Annotated in this window: 8 protein-coding genes, 2 pseudogenes and 1 CRISPR repeat array (1 of these 11 only partly in view); of the genes and pseudogenes, 6 read left to right on the top strand and 4 right to left on the bottom strand. The window is 69.1% G+C overall.

The genetic code is table 11. From position 1 onward, the window contains the following. Positions 1-133: a CRISPR direct-repeat array (repeat unit 28 nt); it reaches 2392 nt to the left of the window's first position. A 370-nt stretch (positions 134-503) separates the two neighbouring features. The 3 genes and pseudogenes from O7629_RS12935 to O7629_RS12925 form a co-directional block, all read right to left on the bottom strand. Continuing rightward, positions 504-1213 (bottom strand): annotated as a pseudogene (locus O7629_RS12935) (nuclear transport factor 2 family protein); the annotation flags it as partial. Between the two features lie 102 nt (positions 1214-1315). Further along, positions 1316-2271, bottom strand: a pseudogene (locus O7629_RS12930) (RNA polymerase subunit sigma-70). Positions 2272-2395: 124 nt separating this feature from the next. Further along, the gene (locus O7629_RS12925) at positions 2396-3517 is read right to left on the bottom strand and encodes a hypothetical protein (RefSeq protein ID WP_278174514.1); all 1122 of its coding nucleotides are present in this window, start codon (positions 3515-3517) and stop codon (positions 2396-2398) included. Positions 3518-3725: 208 nt separating this feature from the next. Between O7629_RS12925 and O7629_RS12920 the strand changes: the two genes are divergently transcribed. The 3 genes from O7629_RS12920 to fxsT (O7629_RS12910) are packed head-to-tail and all read left to right on the top strand — an operon-like array spanning position 3726 to position 10499. Continuing rightward, a complete protein-coding gene (locus O7629_RS12920; protein WP_278169409.1) occupies positions 3726-5192 on the top strand; it encodes a hypothetical protein in 1467 nt (488 codons plus the stop codon). After that, a complete protein-coding gene (locus O7629_RS12915) occupies positions 5185-6237 on the top strand; it encodes a MoxR family ATPase (RefSeq protein ID WP_278169408.1) in 1053 nt (350 codons plus the stop codon). The genes O7629_RS12920 and O7629_RS12915 overlap by 8 nt, the downstream gene beginning before the upstream one ends. Beyond that, positions 6207-10499 carry an FxSxx-COOH system tetratricopeptide repeat protein gene (gene fxsT / locus O7629_RS12910; protein WP_278169407.1) on the top strand — a complete coding sequence of 1431 codons (4293 nt, stop codon included), beginning with the start codon at positions 6207-6209 and terminating at the stop codon, positions 10497-10499. The genes O7629_RS12915 and fxsT (O7629_RS12910) overlap by 31 nt, the downstream gene beginning before the upstream one ends. 8 nt (positions 10500-10507) lie before the next feature. On the opposite strand, the gene O7629_RS12905 is transcribed toward fxsT (O7629_RS12910), so the two are convergent. After that, positions 10508-12235, bottom strand: coding sequence for an HEXXH motif domain-containing protein (locus tag O7629_RS12905; RefSeq protein WP_278169406.1), 1728 nt, complete (start codon positions 12233-12235; stop codon positions 10508-10510). A gap of 594 nt (positions 12236-12829) precedes the next feature. Between O7629_RS12905 and O7629_RS12900 the strand changes: the two genes are divergently transcribed. From O7629_RS12900 to fxsT (O7629_RS12890), 3 genes are read left to right on the top strand one after another with little or no spacing between them, the layout of a single operon-like run. Then, on the top strand, positions 12830-13267 hold the full coding sequence (locus tag O7629_RS12900; RefSeq protein ID WP_278169405.1) for a hypothetical protein: 438 nt from the start codon (positions 12830-12832) through the stop codon (positions 13265-13267). A 42-nt stretch (positions 13268-13309) separates the two neighbouring features. After that, positions 13310-14830: a hypothetical protein gene (locus tag O7629_RS12895; RefSeq protein ID WP_278169404.1), complete on the top strand. Its 1521-nt coding sequence runs from the start codon at positions 13310-13312 to the stop codon at positions 14828-14830. Positions 14831-14888: 58 nt separating this feature from the next. Next, entirely contained in the window at positions 14889-18842 is a 3954-nt protein-coding gene (gene fxsT / locus O7629_RS12890) for an FxSxx-COOH system tetratricopeptide repeat protein (protein ID WP_278169403.1), read from the top strand. Positions 18843-18886: the final 44 nt, after the last annotated feature.

The following is an 18886-nucleotide window of genomic DNA, read 5'->3' as shown; positions in this document are numbered from 1 at the left end:
GGGATGGTCCCAGCGGCGGCCGGTCCAGTACCGCCGTCGTCAACTGCTCCCTGCGCGCGCGGGGATGGTCCTGTTGCGATCCTCGCCGGACCCGGATGTCCGGCTTGCTCCCCGCGAATGCGGGGATTGACCCCGGCTCTGCGCTTACGACGAGACCGGCCAAGGTCGCTCGCAGCGTACGCGGAAGAGGCTTTTGCGGGTTTAGCGTTTGCCCCGTTTGGCGGCCACGAGAAGAGCGGCGATGACTGCTGTGGTACCGCCGACGAACAGTAGACCGGTGAGCAGCAGTACGGCCAGATGCCAGGGCTTCAGCGCGTGCATGGCTTGCCACCGTACCGGGTGGAGACACGAGACGTGTACCGCCGCATCGAGGGGGAATGCTTACTGGGCAACTACCTACTTGGTCGCGTGTCCGGTATGTAGCGAACTGCGGCGCGGTGGGGCTGTTGGCTCTCTTCGCCGACGGCCCCAAGTACGGCTACCAGCTCAGGACCGAGTTTGGCGCCAGTCGACGGGTCGTAGGGTACGAAAGGTGCTGGTGGACCGTCCGCCACGCGCCATCCCGACGTTGGAGGACGCGGGTCCGGCGCGACCAGCTGCCGGAGGGCGTCGCTTCGGCCGGCTCCAACCGGACGTGGTTCAGGACCGCAGAGGTTGCTCGTGTTCGTCAGGAGACGACGTCGTCGGCGATCGGGGCGGTCAGCCGGTCGAGGTCCTTCGCCGTGGTGGCGTCGAACCAGTCCTGGTGCAGCTGGCGTAGGTCCTGTTCGGCTTGGGCCGCGCCCTGATCCGGGGCCGGGTCCTGCGGGGTGGTGTCGGCCAGTGGGAACGAATGGTGCTCGTGGGCGACGATCCACCGGCCGTTCTGCCTCCGCAGGCCGAGGGTCAATCGCAGCCGGACGTCCGGCTGCTCGGCGAAGCTCGCCTCGGTGCCGCAGCGCAGCAGCGCGTACGCGAAAGCGACGTCGTCGCCTGCGGCGACCTCCAGCGATTCGATCTCGAACACCCCACCTCCGCCGGCCAGCCACTGGAAGAACGGCGGCCAGCTCTCCCGGTAGGCGTCAATGCCGCGTACCCCCTGCTGCGGTGGTGGGACGTCGAACATCACGATGTCGTCGGCGTGGTCGGCCAGGACGGCCGCCAGGTCGCGGCGCTGGACCGCCGCCGTCCAACGTCCGATCAGCGTACGGATCTGTTCTTCGGTGGTGGCCATGGTCGGTGGTGTCCTTCCGGTCGGCGTGTCCGTCGGCACTACCACCCCGGCCGGGCCGCAAACTCATCGCGCAGCGCCACACCGGCCCGACAGGCCGGCCGGTCAGCCGGTCAGCAGGGCGGGTAGGCCGAAGGTCGGGAAGTCGGCGTCGAGGAACGCGACCACCTCGGCGACCTGCTGTCCGCGCAGCGTGAGCACGTCCAGGCCGGCGGGGACGTACGCGTCCCGGTCGTCGTTCCACAGGTACGTGCCGAAGGCGAGTTGCCCGTTGGCCCGGGTCGGCAGGAACCGCCAGCGGTGCCGCAGCACCACGTCGACCAGGAAGGGGCGGATCGCGTCGCGTCCGTCGTACCAGGTGGTCATCGGCGGCATCGAGTAGCGCGCGTCCTCGGTCAGCATCGCCACGATGGTGTCGACGTCGTTCGCCTGCCACGCGGCCGCGTACCGTCGGGCGAGCTCGCGCTGTGCGGCGTCGCCGAGCGCGGCCAGGGTCCGCTGCTGGCTGGGGGTCGGATGCAGCTCGGCGACGGCTCTGCGGGCGCGTTGCAGGGCGCTGTTGACGGCGGGGACGGTCGTGTCCAGCAGGTCGGCGACGTCGCTGGCGGGGTAGGCGAGTACGTCGCGGAGCAGCAGGACGGCGCGCTGCGTGGCCGACAGGTGTTGCAGGGCCGCGACGAACGCCAGCTCGACGCTTTCCTGGGCGATGATCTGCGCTTCCGGGCTGCGCGACGCCGTCGGTGCGGCCGGCTGGTCCGGGTACGGACCCAGCCACACCGTCTCGGCCAGGGGTGCCCCCTGTGGGCTCAGGTCGGTGGGGAGTTCCCGTCGTCCGCGACGCTCGATGATGGTCAGGGCCCGAAGGTTTCCTGGACCGCGTCGTCGGCGTCGTGCACCGAGCCGAGCATCCGGTAGCAGTGTGCGTGCAGTTCGTCGCGGAGCGGGCCGACGAGGTGGCCGAAGGCGGTGCCGTCGCCGGCACGCGCCGCGGTCAGCAGCTGCGGTACGTCCGTACCGCTCGTCTGATCTGGGCTGCTCACCCGGTTTCCTGCCTCGCTCATCTGCGAAACGGTACGCGTCCGCTGGAACGGCCTGCCGTTGTCGCCCTACCAACCGGGCAGTTCGACGGTGGCCCGGTTCGGCCGGGTCTTCTCCGCTAGATCGGCGAGGGCGTGCGTTCGGTGATCAGCTGGCGGCGGTGAGTCGGTGTGCGGCGGCTGCGAAGTTGTCGGCGCGGGTGGTGTCGCTGCTGAAGAAGCGGACCGCTTCCACCAGTTCTGACAAGCCGCCGGAGTAACGGCTGCAGGTCCGAAGCGCGCTAATGGCCTCCAGCCGGGCGTTGGCCTGCCGATTGATCGACGCGTAGATGCTGCGGCGCAGCGTAGACAGTATTTCCTCGCGTGTGTCCATGCGGACGAACTCGTCGATCATCACCAGGGCGTCGGCAGCGGTGCCCAGCAGCCGCAGGTCGACCCGGGCCGAGTGGGTGGGCGTGGCTGGTGCCGGGCCGGACTGCAGCAGCTGTCCCTCGTCGCCGTGCCGACTGCGGTACCACAGGTAGGTAGGTGTCTGTCCGTGGACGCCGCTGTTGCGCAGTCGGGTGAAGTGCTCCCGGAGCCGGGCGGTGAGCGCGTCGATGTCGGGCGGCCACGGCCCTTGGTCGACGGCTTCGAGTTCGCGCAGGACCTCGGCGCTGAACAGGCCGGTGCGCGCGGCCGTCAGGTTCAGCGCTGGTTGTCCCAGGCTGGCTGCGAACAGCGCGTCCTGGTCGCGGGTTTGTTCCGGAGTGCCGAGCGGGAACGTCTCGGTCCCGGCCACCCAGCGTGGTCTGGCTGCGACGCCGTGAGTTTGACAGGCGTCAATGACCCAGATCTGTCGATCGAACGCGGGGATGTAGCTGCTCGCAGCCATGGCCATCGCCGATTCGAGGTCGAGGGTTGCCGGGTCGGCGTGGGTGGAGTCAGCGTAGTAGAGGCGCCGCCGCCGTAGTTCGTCGACGGCGCCGTGTCCGCCCCAGACTACCCACAGCAGGTCGCCGTCCCACTTCGGCAGGTCACGGGTGAGCAGGCGGTGGATGTCGGCTTTGCTGGCGCTACGGACGTCGACGCCGGCGCTTCGGAGCTCGTCGGCCTCCGGAGGGCACGGCGTGACCGCGAGGTGCAGTCTAGTGGCCGGCACGCCGCTCTTGAGGAACCACTGGGTGAACCGGATCGCGTCGTCAACGGGTCCGGTCAGCCGTGCCGCTGTCCCGATTTGGTACTCGTCGATCCCGACGACGATGGCGTGTGTACGAGAAGGACTGGCCATGAACGACACGATCGCATGGAACATGGTGGATCGCCTATCGGCTTGGCGTGTCTGCTGTATGCGAGTGGCCTTCGATGCTTGCGTTGCGGGTACGCCGATCAATTAGCATGCCATCAGTGGACCAAGCCGGTAGCCGGCTACAACGCTTTGGACGGTGCTCAGCCGCATGCCGGAGACGCCTGCTTTCGATCATGGTTCGAAGACGGCCATGCATGACCGGTGGCGCCTCCGCGGACGGCTCGTTGCTCTCCTCGGGGAGTCGCCCACCATCCGCAGTACCGCAGGACGTCAGCTCTTTCTGCAGGAACTCGACACCGTACTGGGCGGTCCGCCGTCCAGGCGCGAGCACGAGGTGCTCCATCTGCAGTTGGTCGAGCTGGTGAAGTCGTGCGCTGAGCAGCCGGGAGCCCTCCGGTCACTGGCCGAGTGTCTGGAGGCGCTGGAGCCGAACACCCGGCGGGTCGCCGAGGTGTACCGGCTGGTGGATGAGTGGCATGTGACCGAGGTCTTCGAGGGACACGAGGTCTGGTGGCTGCGGGAGGAGTTGCACCGTCTGCGCGGGCGTGAGGTGCTGCGACATCTGCTCGTGGCGGCCAGATCACCGGAGCCACCACCGTACTGCGCGTCAGCGTGGCACGTCCTCGCCCATCTGTCCGGGCTCAACGCCGTCGATGGCATGCCGCCCTGGCTGCGGTTTCTCGACGCTGTGGCACCGTTGCTGCCCCCCGAGGCGGCGTCGCGGCTGCAGGCGCTGGCCGCAGCGCTGGCCGACAACTGGGGCATGGGAGCGCAGTTGACGGCCCTGCGAACGCGCCGATCCGAGCCGTCACCGGGGCCCAGCATGGCCTACCTGGTGATTCAGTTCGAGAAGTACGGCGGAGACGACGACTCGTACATCGTCTCCTACTGGCGGCAATGGGCGTCGCCGGTCTGGCAGCCGATCCGTGGTGAGGACCAGCGGGTCGAGCGGGACGGTCTGGAGGCTGCGGTCGACCGCATCGTCCTCCGGACAGAGAGCGACTGGGCGGACAAGGACGGCCCGGTGACGATCGAGTTCGTCCTACCCTGGGAGTTGCTCAACACGCCGGTGGACGCCTGGCGTAAGGAGCTCTCGTCGCCGTCGCCGACGCCACTGGCGATGGACTATCCGGTGGTGATCCGGAGTCTCGACCGTCTCTACGCCCGGCAGTGGCACCGCCTGTGGCGATCCCGCTGGCGACAGTTGACCGCCGGCTCCGGGCACCCACACCCGATCTACTACGCCGAGCCCGATCAGAACGACATCCGGCTCGAGGCGATCCTGAAGGACGAGGCCGGGATCGTGGCCATGGTCCTCAACCAGCCGCCGACGCCGAGGAGCACCGGTGAGAGCCAGGCGCTCGCCGGGCTCCGCGCCGGTCTACCGATTCTCATCTGGCACCGGAGTCAGGTGGTTGATTCGAGCCTCCGATCGCTGGTGGCGGCGCTGCTGGGCGTAGGGACGTCTGCGGAGTCCGAGCTGGCGCAGTTGCCGGTGCGGATGGCCCAGCTGAGGCGTCGGGCGTGGACCGAGGACACCGCGCACCGGGAGCAGCACGTCGGGCACGGATTCTCCATCTTGTGGGACGATCCGGATCGGCAGCCCGGACGTATCTGGCCACCAGACAGCGCACCGAAAGAGGCTCGTAATGACTGACCAGGACCAGCAAAATCCGCCTCCGGCTGCGGGGTGGTGGCTGTACGACGGATCGGGACACCCTCGGCTGGGAGCCGAGGAGGGCGCCTGGCCGGATCCGCCGCAGTGGCGCGCTTTCAGCGGTGGTCCCGACCTACCGGATCCACCAGACGACCCGGACGAGACCGCACGCCGGCTGGGCAGCCCCGGCGTTGCCCGCCCGGACCGCGACCAGTTGGACGTGATCAACACGGCGCTGCGGCTGTACCGGCCGCTCCTGGTCACCGGGCGTCCTGGTGTCGGCAAGTCGAGCCTGGCCTATCAGCTTGCCCGGGATCTCCGGCTGGGCCGGGTGCTGCACTGGCCGATCACGTCCCGGTCCAATCTGCAGTCCGGCCTGTACGACTACGACGCGATCGGCCGGGCGCAGGCCGCCGCGGAGCGGCCCGCCGGTGAGCAGCCGCCGGATGGCCCCGAATCGGTTCTCGGCGACTTCATCCATCTCGGCCCGCTCGGCACCGCGTTGCTGCCGTACCGGCGTCCCCGCGTCCTGCTCATCGACGAGCTCGACAAGAGCGACATCGATCTGCCGAACGACCTGCTGAACGTCTTCGAGGACGGCATGTTCTCGATTCCCGAGCTGATCCGGGCCAGGAACCGGATGCCGGCGGTTGAGGTGCACACGGCCGACCCTGGCCACCGCGCCGTCATCCGGGAAGGGATTGTCCACTGCCATGCGTTCCCCGTCGTGGTGATCACGTCGAACGGTGAGCGGGACTTTCCGCCCCCGTTCCTGCGTCGCTGTATCCGGCTCGACCTGCCGGACCCGGATGAGAAGCGGCTCGCCGATCTGGTGTCGGCGCACTTTCCCAGAACTGATGAGAACGCGCGGCAGCTGATCACGGCTTTCATCGAGCGGCGTGGCGAACAAGGTACGCTCGCGGCGGACCAACTCCTCAACGCCGTCTTCCTGGCGGCGTCCGGGGCACGCCCGGCCGGCAACGAGGCGGAGTGGACCCGGCTGCTCGACACGGTGTGGCGCAACCTGTACGCGACGGGTGTGTAATGGAACCTTCGCAGTGGCCGCGCCCGACTTCACTACATTGGTCAGACATCGCGGATGCGCTGTGGCTGGCCAGCCGTGACGGCTTCGAGGCAGCCACGCGGACAGTGGCCGCAGGGCCGGACGAGGCGGACCAGGCAGCTGCTGCGGAAGGCGGCGTTCCCGACACGGCGGCATCGCCCGGCGGGCCCGACCCGGCAGACCCGGAGCCGTCGGTGCCGGACTCCGGCGTCGGTGCCGGCATCGACGCCGGGGTCGCTGAGGCGGCGCGGCCTGAGCCTTCGGCGCGTACCCGTTACCAGCCGGCCGTTCCAGTTACACAGGGACGGGCCGACTTCTTCGCGAGCCTGCGCCAGGACGTGCCGTCCAGCACGGACATGGTCATCGACGAGGAGGCGACAGCGGAACGTGGCGTGATCGACCGCCGCTGGCTGCCGGTGATGCGTCCCGCAGTCGAGCGCCGGTGGAGTGTCGTGCTGTTGGTGGACACCGGGCCGTCGATGTGGATCTGGTCCGGCTATGTCGCCACGATCTCCGCGTTGCTCGAACGGCAGGGTGTGTTCCGGGACATCCGCGTGCGGACCATGGCGTCCGACGGGCGTGACGGTATCGGGATCGGCTCTGTCTCCGGCCGGGCGACGATGGCGCCAGCCAACATCGTCGACCCCACCGGTCGTACCGTCGTGTTGATCCTGACCGACGGATACTCGGAGATCTGGTGGACCGGCGCGGCGCAGTCGGCCGTCGCGCTCTGGTCGTCGCGCATGGTCGTCGCACTGCTGAACCCGTTACCGCAGCAGCGGTGGTCGCAGACCGCGCTCGACCCGCGGCGGACCTGGCTGCGCACGACCAAGATGGCCACGACCGCGCGAGTAGCGTGGAGCAGGTCCGCGATCGATGCCGCGGACCCGGACACGGCCCGGCTGGCCGACCCGGTCGCGGTGCCGGTGCTGGAGATCGACGGCCGGTGGGTGCGCCGCTGGGCGGACCTGGTCGCGGGGACCGGGCCTGGTGTGGTGGCGATGCCGGCGATTCTCGTCTCGGCCAGCCATCCGCGGATGACCGCAGTACAGGACGACGACGTGGGCCAGCACTCCGCGGAGTACGCGGTAGCCCGGTTCCGGGCGATGGCCTCGCCCACTGCGGTCCGGCTCGCGATCGCGCTTGCCGCTGCGCCGCTCAACGTCCGTACCATGTTCGCCGTCGCGCGGAGGCTGCCGCGAGCCGGCCCGGCAGAGCTGGCGGAGGTGCTCACCAGTGGGCTGATCCGCGCTGTCGTGCCGGACGAGGAGGTCACCGATCCGGCCAGGGTGACCTTCGATTTCACCCGTGGGGTCCGGCAGCGGCTGCTGGAGTACGGGCACCGCGACCGGACGATCGACGTTGTCAGAATCGTCGAGGCGGAACTCCACGCCGAGGTGGAAGCCGTCCAGGGCCTGAGCCGCCGGATCGCCGCGCCGGCCACCGCCGAGCATCCCGGCCCAACCGAGGGCAACCGCCCGTTTCTGCGGGTCGAGCTGGCCGTCAACGAGGCGTTGAGCGGGCCCCACCTGGTCGCGGCCGCCCGGCTGCGGAGTCTTCTCGCTGATCGCCCCGCGGCCCCCGGGCCACGCCCTACGCTGGTAACCATGGCGCCGTCGGATCGGTCCGACGTTCCCGCCTCCCGTCTCGACGAGCTACTCGGGCCCGACCAGCACCGCGCTGGGGACACCGATCTCGGCCGTGGCGTGGAGTCGTCCGCCGAGCGGGAGAGCCGTCGTGCCGCCACCATCAGCAACATTCCCCCGCGAAACGCGAATTTCACCGGCCGAGCCGAGCTGCTCGCCATCCTTCACTCGCGGCTGAGCTCGGGGACGACCGCAGTGCTGCCGGAGGCGATCCATGGATTCGGCGGGGTGGGGAAATCCCAGCTGGCGAACGAGTACGTGCATCGCTACCAGAACGACTACGACATCGTTTGGTGGATTCCCGCCGAGCGGCCTGCGCAGATCCGCAGTGCACTCGTCGAGCTGGCACAACGCCTCAACCTGCCGGTCGCGCCGCTGGCGGGTTCGGCGGTCCCGGCTGTCATCGACGCGCTTACCCAGGGTGATCCGTCGCCATCCTGGCTCCTGGTGTTCGACAACGCCGTACATCCCGACGACGTTCAACCGTTCTTCCCGGCGGGAGAGTCGGGCAAGATCATGGTGACGTCACGGAACCCGGAGTGGGGCGAGGTGGCCAACCCGATCCCGGTCGACGTGTTCAGCCGAGCGGAGAGCATCCTACTGTTGCGGCGGCGACGTGGGCGCGCGCTGTCCGAGAGAGACGCTGACCGGCTGGCCGAGGCGTTGGGCGACCTTCCGCTCGCCGTGGAGCTGGCTGCGGCTTGGGTCGCCGAGACCGGCATGACGACCGACGAGTACCTGCGGCGCTTGGACGCTGGACGGCCGGCTCTGACCACGGCGGCCGCCGATGGCACGGCGGTCTCCGCACCGCTGGACTATCCGGAGGCGGTCGCCGCCGCCTGGAGTATGTCGCTGATCGCGCTCCGGGAACGGGAGCCTGCGGCGTTGCGCCTGCTACAGGTGTGCGCATTCTTCGCGCCCGAGCCGATCAGCCGCATCCTGCTGTCCAACGCGCGCGGCCTGGGGATCCATCCGGACCTCGACCCGGTGCTGCGCAACGCGACCCGGTTCAACCAGGCGGTGAGGACCATCGGCCGCTACTCGCTGGCGAGAGTGGACTACCGCACCAACTCCCTGCACATGCACCGCTTGGTGCAGCGGGTGCTGGTGGCCCAGATGGACCCGGACGAGCGTGATGAGCTGCGTCACAGCGCGCATCTGCTGCTCGCCGCCAATGACCCTAACCTTCCCGACGAGACGGATCACTGGCCACGGTACGCGGAGCTGTACCCGCACGTGCTGGCGTCGCATGCGTCGCAGTGTCGGAACGGCTACGTCCGTGACCTGGTGCTCAACGAGGCGAAGTACCTGTCCCGCTGGGGTGACTTCCGGGGTGCCCGGGACCTGGCCCGACAGGCGTACGACGTGCTGGTCCGGGTCGAGGGTTCGTCGCATCTCGACACGCTGCGGATGGCAAATTGGTTGGGCTACATGCATTTCACCGTCGGTGACTACCGTGCGGCGGCTGAGCTGAACGCCGACACCTTGCAGCTCTACCGGCAGGCGCTGGGCGACGACCGTGAGGAGACCCTGGACGCTATCGGCTCGGTCGCTGCCGATCTACGGGTGGCCGGTGACTTCTCTGGCGCACTTGACCGGTCGCTGACTGTCTATGAGCGGTCCCGTGCCAGTTTTGGCGAGGGCGAGCCGTTCACCCTCCGGGCCGCGCACAACCTCGCCGTCAGCCTCCGGCTGTCCGGGCTGTTCAGCCGGGCACTTCAGCTAGACGAGCGGACCTACACCCAGCTTGTCCAAGTGCTCGGTGCGGACCATCTGGAAACCCTGAACACCCGGGGCGGCATCAATCTGGACCGGCGCGAGCTCGGGGATCACGTGGCGGCCCGTACCGATCAGGAGAGCCTGGTCACCCTGGTGCGTAGCCTGCTGCCGGACGAACGCCATGCGCTGCTGCTCAGCCAGACACAGCAGCTGGCGGTCACCCGCCGGAAGGCCGGTGACCTGGCGAACGCGCTGACGATGTCAGAAGGGGTGCTGCTGCGCTACCAGCAGCGGTACGGCGAGGGCTATCCGGACACCACGCTGGCGCGACTGACCGTCTCGATAGATCAGCGGGTGCTGGGCAACCTCGGGGCAGCCCGTGAGGCGGGCGAACTCGCGGCCGAGCAACTGCGCCAGCTGTACGGCCCGGACCATCCGCACACGGCCAGCGCCGACGTCAACCTGGCGATCACGATGCGTCTGCAAGGGGAGAGCGAGACCGTACGGCAGCTGGACGAGCGGTCGATCGCCCGGCTGACCGACCGGCTGGGCCCGAACCACCAGAACGTTCTGCACGCCCGCATCAATCTTGCGAGCGCCTACCAGGCCGTCGGTGAGGTAGCCCAAGCGCGCGACTTGGGCGCGATCGTCCTGCGGCAATGCCGGGACCTGCTCGGCGTCAACCATCCCACGACCCTGGCCTGTGCGGTGAATCTTGCCCGGGACCTACAGCGGACCGGACGTGCCGAGGACGGTGAACGGCTGCTGGCGGACACACTCCTCCGATTCCGGGCGGTCCTGGGTGCGAGGCATCCCGCGACGGTCAGCGCGGCCGATGGGGTCCGCGCCAACTGTGACATCGACCCGTTGCCGCTGTAGCCGGCCGTTCAGGCGATCTGCCAGACCGCAGGCACCGGCATGTCCAGCGACTCCGCTGGTAGCCCGGCGCCGAGCCACGCGGCGAGCCGCACCGGATCGGGTGAGGGTTCCACCAGGGACGCCACCGCTCGGACGAGTTCCGGTCTGCTCAGGAGGGCGCGGGCGGCCGCGTCGCCGGTCTGCTCCGACCGGGCCAGCCCAAGACCGACCCAGGCATGGACGCTCGCGGGGTCCGCCGCGATGATTTCCGCGTACGCCGCCTGCGCGGCCCGCCGATCGCCGGAGATCAGCAGGGCGTCGGCCGGCCGGGCACCGGACACGGTGGCGGTTAACAGATCGGGATTGTCCCGCATCAGTCTCATTGCGGCCGGGTCGGTGAGCTGATGCCGGATCAGCACCGCGCGGGTGTCGAACAGCCCGACCTCGGGACTGGTCGACGGGGTCACCCGGCAGTTGCCTGCCGGGACGACGGCCGGCCTGCCTCGCCGCCACGCATCCGCCAGCGCCTCTGCGGATGCCGGGTCCACGACCAGGTGGTGGCCACGCCACATCGCGCGGTGGTCGATCGCGGCCATCCGGGCAAGGCGTTCCACTGGCCCGGGCACGGGCTTGTCGAGGCACGCTTGAACGGGGCTGTGTAGGAGTTCGAGGAACTGTCGCCCGCGCAGGGTGAGCCTGCCGCTGGCGATCAGGGTCTGCAACGCGCTCAAGGTCTGTCCACGCCACAGGCTCAGCTCGAACCCGGCGAGATCCGCGTGTTTGGGCGACTGGTACCGGCTCCAGAACTCGGTTATGCCGGCGAAGGCGTACACGCCCTGCAGGAGGCCGCTCAAGGGCCGAGGGTCGTCACGCCACGGCGCGTAGTACCGCCGATCCGCATCTTCGTCATGGAATGTGAGCAGATGGAGAAGAGCGCCCAGCTTCTGATGCTGTGTCTCGTGGACGAGGGTAACCGCTAGGTCGACGGCGTCATCGAGACCGGACAGCAGAACGTTGCCGAAGGCCTCGCCGCCCGAGGCGGACAGGTAGCGGAACCGTTCGCGGGACGGCACCGGGGTGAGCACCCGCAAGGTGGCGGCGATCGCCGGGGCGCGTTCCGGCTGTTCGCGGACGAGGATGGACCAGGCCTCGGCCAGTAACCGCTGCCACCGGGTGACCTCGGTGGGCGACAGTGATCGGGGCGCGGCCGGGCCGCGGAGGTCCCGGTAGTGGTCCCGGTCCATCAGTTCCACGGACAGGGCGAGTCCGTCCGCCGTCGCGGTCACGATGATCGGCGGCCGCCAGGCACCGGTGCCCGGCCCCACCGGGGTTTCGTCGGCGGCGAGGACCTCGAACACTCCGTTCACGCAGCTGATATGAGCCGTGGACCAGGGCTCGGCGTCCGGAACGGCTGCCGAGCCGATCGTGGGTAGCACTACCATTCCGTCACGCGCCGGGACCGTCAGCTCGAACGTCAGACCGGCACGGATCGCGGCGGCTGCTGCCAGCGTGTGCAGATACCCGGCCTCGGCCCACAGCGGAGGTGTTCCGCTGCCCTGATCCCAGCCATTGAGGCGGCGCAGTAGGTGGGCGGCCCAGATTCCGACCTGGGGCTGGGCTAGGACGTCCTCGGTGACACCAGGATCGGCCCGGTCGGCCGCCGCCACCAGTTGCCAGGCTTCACTGGCCGGGACCAGATTGCCGGATTGATCGCCAGCGCTGGCCAGCCTGTTGAGCAGGAGCGACAGCACTACCATGCGCCAGCTGCGCTCGGTGGACCGCAACTGCCGAATGGCTTTCTCATCGCCGAGGCCGGCGGAGAGGGCTCGGTAGCCGTCTACGCTCAGGCGGTGTCGAGGCCGGGTGGCGGCCAAGCCGATCGTCATGACCCGTGTGCTGTGGTTGGCGCTGAGTTGTCCGGTTCGGCGAACTTGCCGCTGTAACCGCTGATGCTGCCGCCGGAAACTCGTAAACGACGTGAGACCCAGGCTTCGGCTTCCGTCAGCTGGGTTCGGTGCAGTTCCGCGAGAGCGACCAGGGACAGGTCGACCAACTCGCACTCGACCGAGGGCTCAACCTCTCGCGAGGGTTCAGTCATCTGGGGCAGTCCTTCCACCCACCGCTTGGCGACGGCTAATCATGCCTTACCGCCTGACGCCGACGGGCCATCGGGCAAGAGGTTCCGTGCTGCACCGCTGGAGGGATCGTACCGGCGGTCCTGCGCTCCGACGGCCTAACCGCGCGTAATCGCCACTTCCGCAGCCATCTTCTGGCGGTCACCCGGAGGTGCCTCAGAAGCCGTCCGGTCGGGCGGGACGTCCGGGTTCGCGTGGTCCACATACCATCGTCACATGCTCTCCGAGGAATCCGTCGTCACCGTGCCCGCGGATGCTGGTCCGGGACCGGTGGCCGGCACCGACGTGGTGTTTCTGCCGCAGGCGTTCGATCACGGCACACCGGTCTACCCGGCACACACGACCCAGTTGGTCGACCATTTGACAGCGCAGGGGGTCACCGCGCGTACCTGGCATCCGGCGGCGGAGTCCGAGTTCCTGTCCGCCCGAGGCCCGGTGGGCGACACGTTGCTGCAGATCGCGGTCGGCATCGCGTCGTCGGCCGGCTGGTACGCGATCCAGTCGATGTTGCGCAGCCGCTCCGGGCCGCTGCGGGTGATCGCCGTGTTCGAGCAGGACGGTCAGCGGCGGCGGGCGGATCTGGCCGGTGACGCCGACGACGTGGTTCGCGCGCTGGAGACATTGGACCCGTTCGGACCGGGACGGCCCGATTGATCCGGTTCGGGTCGGCCCGGTGTCCGTGGAGTGGCCAGCCCGATGTTGGACCCGAGTGACGGCGAGCGGCGTGTGCCGTCCCTGCCTGGGAAGGAACATCGCCGGATCACCACCAAGGTAGCCGAGCTGCTTGAGGAGTCGGAGGTGGTCCGGGATCCGAGCAGCCGTCAGTCGCTGCTGCGTTTGATCGAGCGCGATCTGGCTGGGCCGCTGCGGCTGCGTGAGCTGGGGGGGTTGCGCCTGCAGTTGGTGGAGCTGATCACGGCCTGCATCGACCGTACAGGTGGGCTGCGGCTGCTGGCGGAGTGTCTCGACCTGCTGGAGCCGGACAGCGCGCGGACCCTGACGCTGTTCCAGTTGTCCGACGAGTGGCAGGTGTTCGAGCAGTTTACCGATCATGACTTGGGTTGGTTGCGTGACGATCTGTCCCTGTTGCCAGTGACCGCGCAGTGGCGCCGGTTCGTGGCCGAGTGCCGGCAGCTGCCGCCGCCAGAGCACTGCACGTCGCTTTGGCATCTGTTCGCCCACCTGGTGCTGGCACCGCCGGCCGGCGGGGTGCCGCACTGGTTGCGGCTGCTTGGCCGGCTCGACGACAGTGTGCCGGCCGGGTCGCGGCAGCGGCTGCGCCAGCTGGTGCGGACCCTGGCCGAGGAGTGGGACGTGCTGGAGGACGCCCTCGTCGCGACGGCCGTCTCCGACTCCACCGTCGCCCCGGACGAGGCCGCCGGCCCGGCGACGGCCTACCTGATCATCCAGTTCGAGAAGTACGGCGGCGACGACGACACCTTCATCATGTCGCACTGGTACCAGTGGGCGTCGCCGACTTGGGAGCCGGTGCGTGGTGAGCACCGCTATGTGCGCAACGGTGATCTCGAGGCTGCGGTCGACGAGGTGCTGTCGGAGACGGAGCGGCGCTGGGCATACCAGGCAGGTCCGGTGGCGATCGAGATCATCCTGCCGTGGCAGTTGCTCAACGAGCCGGTCGACACCTGGCGCAAGGAACTTCGGTCGCCGGTGCCGAGCCCGTTGGTGGTGGAGTATCCACTGGTGATCCGCTCGTTGGAGCGGCTGCGATCGCCCGAGTGGCATCGGCGTTGGCGGGTGCGTTGGCGTGGCGTTGCTGCGGGCGGTGGGTCTTCTCGGATATTCTGCGCCGCGCCTGATCAGGTTGACGCACAACTCGAGGCGTTGCTGACGGGTGACGAGGCGGCGGTCGTTCTGGTGTTGAGCGATCCGCCGTTGCCGGACAGCGCGGCCGAGCGGCAACTGCTCGTCGGCGTACGGTCCGGTGTCCCAGCCATCGTCTGGCACCGCGATCCGGTGCTGGCCGTTGAGCTGTGCCGGGTGCTGCGATCGATGGTCGAGTCGGCGAATGGGTTCGCTGGGGGGATGGCGCAGCTGCCCATGCATGTCGCAAAGTTGAGGAAGTCGGCCTGGGGTGAGGATCCGTCTGCCTCGGGCCGGCATGTCGGGCACGGCTTTGTGATCTTGTGGGACGATCCGATGCGGCAGCCCGGACAGACTGGCTCAGCCGGCGACGACTTGGGAGAGGCCCGCGAATGAGCGGTGACGGTCACCGGGGGACGGTCGGCGACGCCACTCGCCCTGATGGTGCACCATGATGGATTCTGTATCGCCGCGCGGGTCGGCCTTCGCCATCCGCCCATCCCTGCCCGAGCCGACCCGGCAGTTGGAGATCGTCGGTCGGCGTGAGGTACTCGTCGTCATCGACGACGACCCGGTGATGGAGTTCTGGTCCGACGAGTTCGCCCACTTCCTGGCGATGCTGCGCGAGCAGGACTGTTTCGCCTCGGTATCGGTCCGGTCCATGGTGGTCGCCGACGGCGCGGTGCGCTGGCGCGACGACCCACACGCCCCATTGACCGTCCCCCCGGGTGACGGCGGGCCGCCGGTGGTCTTTCTGGTGACGCACGGCCGGTCGTCGGCCTGGACCACCGGGCTGATCTTCCCGGTGCTGGTCGGCTGGGCAGCGCTGGCGGCGTTGGCCGTGGTCAACGTGTTGCCGCAGCAGCACTGGTACGACCGGGGAATGGACACCGCCGAGGTGCTGTGGACCCCGGCCGACGCCCGGCTGCCGACCGCTGAGCGTGCATGGCGGACCAGCGTGCCGGATGCGTGGTCAGCGACGGAGCCGGCGCAGACCGCCGTGCCGGTGATCGAGCGCGGCGGCGACTGGCTGTCGCGGTGGGGCCGACTGCTGGCCGGGTCGACGGCCGGTACGGTGCGGATGCCGGCGCTGCTGGTGCGCTCGTGGCGTACCGGCCCGGACCTGGATCCGGATTCGGGACCCGATCGGGTCCCGGGATCGGTGCGCGTACCGCGGCTGGTGCCCTCGGGGCTGCGGGCGACGGAGCTGGTCGCCCGGTTCCGGGCCAAGGCGTCGCCCCGGGCGTTCGCGTTGGCGACCCGGCTCGCCGCCGCCCCGTTGACCTCGCGGATCATCCGGGCGGTGCAGCGGACCGCCGGGCGGCTCGGCCCGGCGCATCTCACCGAGGTGCTGACCAGCGACTTGTTGCGGCCGGTCCGGCACGGCGGCGGTACGTCCGGCGGGGACACCCGGCTGCGGTACGAGTTCCGCCACGGGGTCCGGGACCAGCTGCTGGCGTCGAGTTACCGGGACCGCATCGTCGAGGTGCAGTACACGGTGGAAAGTGAGCTCGGCCGGGACATCGAGGCGGTGCGGAACCTGACCCGTCGAATCCGTAGCCCCCGTCAGGCCACATATCCCCGAGTGACCCCGGCGTCCGAGCCGTACCTGCGGGTCGAGTTGGCGGTGCACCTGGCGTTGGGCGGCCCGAACCTGGTCGCCGCTGAGCGGCTCGGACGGGCGTTGGGTTCGCCGGTGCGAGCCCGTAGACCCCGCTATCCGGCGACCAATTCGCAAGCGAGTCATATAGGTATGGAGCGGCCGATGTCTGACATAATGGAGCCGCCTGGAGCGCCCTTCCCGTTCGGTGCCCGGCAGCCGACGCCCCACCCCGGAATCGACCCAGAAGGGAGTGCGGTGTCTCCGACCGGCGATGTCGTAACGTTGACCACCGCTGTCCTGCACGGCCAGCGCCGCGAGCCGCAGCCGGCCATTGTCGGCAACCTTCCACTGCGCAACGCCAACTTCACCGGACGGCGGGCGCTGCTCGACGCGTTGCACCAGCGACTGCGTGCTGGCACTACCGCAGTGCTGCCCGAGGCAGTGCACGGTACCGGCGGCGTCGGCAAGTCTCAGCTGGTCATCGAGTACGTCTACCAACACCAGCAGGACTTCGATCTCATCTGGTGGATTCCCGCCGAACGTCCGGCGCAGATCCAGTCCGCGCTCGCCGAGCTCGCCAGCCGTCTCGACCTGCAGGTGCCGGCGACGGCGAACACTGCCGTGCCGGCGGTGCTCGACGCGCTGCGCATCGGTCGTCCGTACGCCAACTGGTTGCTGGTGTTCGACAACGCCGAGGATCCCGACGACGTCGAGCGGTTCTTCCCGAAGGGCGGACCTGGCAGCATTGTCGTCACCTCGCGCAACGCCCGGTGGGGTGACCTCGCCAACAGCCTGCCGGTCGACGTGTTCGACCGGCAGGAGAGCATCGAGCTGCTCCGCCGCCGTGGCCCGGACCTGCTGGTCAGCGACGCCGAGCGGCTCGCTGACGCGCTTGGCGATCTGCCGCTGGCCATCGAGCAGGCCGCCGCTTGGCGGGCGGAGACGACGATGACCGCCGACGAGTACCTGCAGCTGCTGCACGACAGCTGGCCCGACGTTGACGACGTGACAGATGCGGAGCAGGACTATCCACCGCTGGTCGCCGCCGCATGGAACGTGTCCCTCAACGTGCTGCGGGAGCGGGATCCGTCTGCCCTGCGGCTGCTGCAGGTCTGCGCGTTCTTCGCACCCGAGCCGATCGGCCGGGTGCTGCTGTCTAAGCCCCGGCTACGCATCCACGCCGATTTGGACCCGTTGATGCGCAGTCCGATCCGGCTCAAGCAGGCGATCCGGACCATCGGCCGATTGTCGTTGGCCCGCATCGACCACCGGACCAATTCGCTGCAGATGCACCGCCTGGTCCAGCGGGTGCTGATCCACCAAATGAGCGAGCAGGACCGGGCCACGCTGCGGCACAGCGCCCATTTGCTGCTCGCCGGCAACGATCCGGACCAGCCCGATGACGCCGACCATTGGCCCCGCTACGCCGAGCTGTATCCGCACATCGTCGCCTCCGAGGCGGAGAGGTGTCGCAACGAGTTGGTGCGGGACATGGTGCTCAACGAGGCGAAGTACCTGTGGCGGTGGGGTGACCACATCGGTGCCCGGGACCTGGCGCAGCGCGCGTACAGCTCATGGATCGGGATGGGCGACGAAACCCACCCGGACAGCCTGCGGATGGCGACCTGGTTGGGCTTCATGTACTTCGTGCGGGGGGAGTACGCCGCTGCAGCGAAGCTGAACGCCCGGACGTTGCAGCTGTACCGGCAGGCCGTCGGCGACGACGAGGAGGAGACGCTTCACGCGCTCGGTGCGGTCGCCGCCGACCATCGCGTCGCCGGTGACTTCGATAGCGCGCTGGAACGCTCGCTCGCTGTCTACGAGCAGTCACAACGCAGCTTTGGCGACGAGGAGCCGTTCACTCTGCGGGCCGCGCACAACCTCGCGGTCAGTATGCGGCTGTCTGGGCTATTTGGCCGAGCATTGCAGTTGGACGAGCAGACCTACCAGCGGATGGTGCAGATTTACGGCACGGACCATCCGGACAGCCTGAACACCCTCGGGGGCATCAACCTCGACCGACGGGAGTTGGGTGACTACGTCGCCGCGCATGTGAGCCAGGAAAGTCTGGTTGCGACCGCCCGACGGATGCTCAAGTACGACGATCATCCGGACCTGGTCCGGCAGAGCCATCGGCTGTCCTGCTTCCGGCGCAAGGCCGGCCAGCATCACGAGGCGCTCGACCTGTCCAGCGATGCGCTGCGGCGGTTCCAGCTGCGCTACGGCGACGACCACCCGGAGAGCGTGCTGGCCGGGTTGACAGTGTCGATTGATCTGCGGGTCACCGGCGATCTGCGGGCCGCGAGGCAGGCCGGAGAGGCAGCCGTGCAGGGCATGCGTGCGCTGTACGGCGACGACCACCCACACACCGCCGGAGCGCAGGTAAATCTGGCTGTGACGCTGCGCCTGCTCGGCGAGTACGAGCAGGCCCGGGAGTTGGCCGAGGAAGGCCTGCATCAGCTGACGCGGCGTGTCAGGGACGGACATCCCCTCGTCCTGGCAGCCCGCATCAACCTGGCCAGCGCACTGTACGAGCTCGGCGAGCACGAGGCGGCGCGGGCGCTCGACGACGAGACGTTCACCAACTGCGCCGATCAGCTCGGCGTCAGCCATCCGACCACGCTGGCCTGCGGGGTGAACCTTGCGATGGATCTACGCGGCCTGGGTCAGGAGTCGGCGGCGAGCCTGCTGTTCGACGACGTGGTGGAACGGTACCGGTCGACGTTCGGCGAGCTGCATCCGGCGGCCGCAGCTGCGGCCGCCGGCGTGCGGGCCAACTGCGACATCGATCCGCTACCGCTGTGAGCGGGCTCCGTCGGTCCGGCTGAGCGGGACCGGACCGGCCATTT

Origin of the sequence: Solwaraspora sp. WMMD792 (assembly GCF_029626105.1) — a bacterium.
Taxonomy (GTDB): Bacteria; Actinomycetota; Actinomycetes; order Mycobacteriales; family Micromonosporaceae; genus Micromonospora_E.
Note: the sequence above shows the minus strand (reverse complement) of the source record. Positions and strands in the feature narration are given on the sequence as shown.

Bases quoted from the DNA above. Each gene is read 5' to 3' on its own strand.
- O7629_RS12925 (WP_278174514.1), bottom strand. From the start codon at position 3,517: ATGGCCAGTCCTTCTCGTACACACGCCATCGTCGTCGGGATCGACGAG.
- O7629_RS12920 (WP_278169409.1), top strand. From the start codon at position 3,726: ATGCATGACCGGTGGCGCCTCCGCGGACGGCTCGTTGCTCTCCTCGGG.
- O7629_RS12915 (WP_278169408.1), top strand. From the start codon at position 5,185: ATGACTGACCAGGACCAGCAAAATCCGCCTCCGGCTGCGGGGTGGTGG.
- O7629_RS12905 (WP_278169406.1), bottom strand. From the start codon at position 12,235: ATGGTAGTGCTGTCGCTCCTGCTCAACAGGCTGGCCAGCGCTGGCGAT.
- O7629_RS12900 (WP_278169405.1), top strand. From the start codon at position 12,830: ATGCTCTCCGAGGAATCCGTCGTCACCGTGCCCGCGGATGCTGGTCCG.
- O7629_RS12895 (WP_278169404.1), top strand. From the start codon at position 13,310: ATGTTGGACCCGAGTGACGGCGAGCGGCGTGTGCCGTCCCTGCCTGGG.
- fxsT (WP_278169403.1), top strand. From the start codon at position 14,889: ATGGATTCTGTATCGCCGCGCGGGTCGGCCTTCGCCATCCGCCCATCC.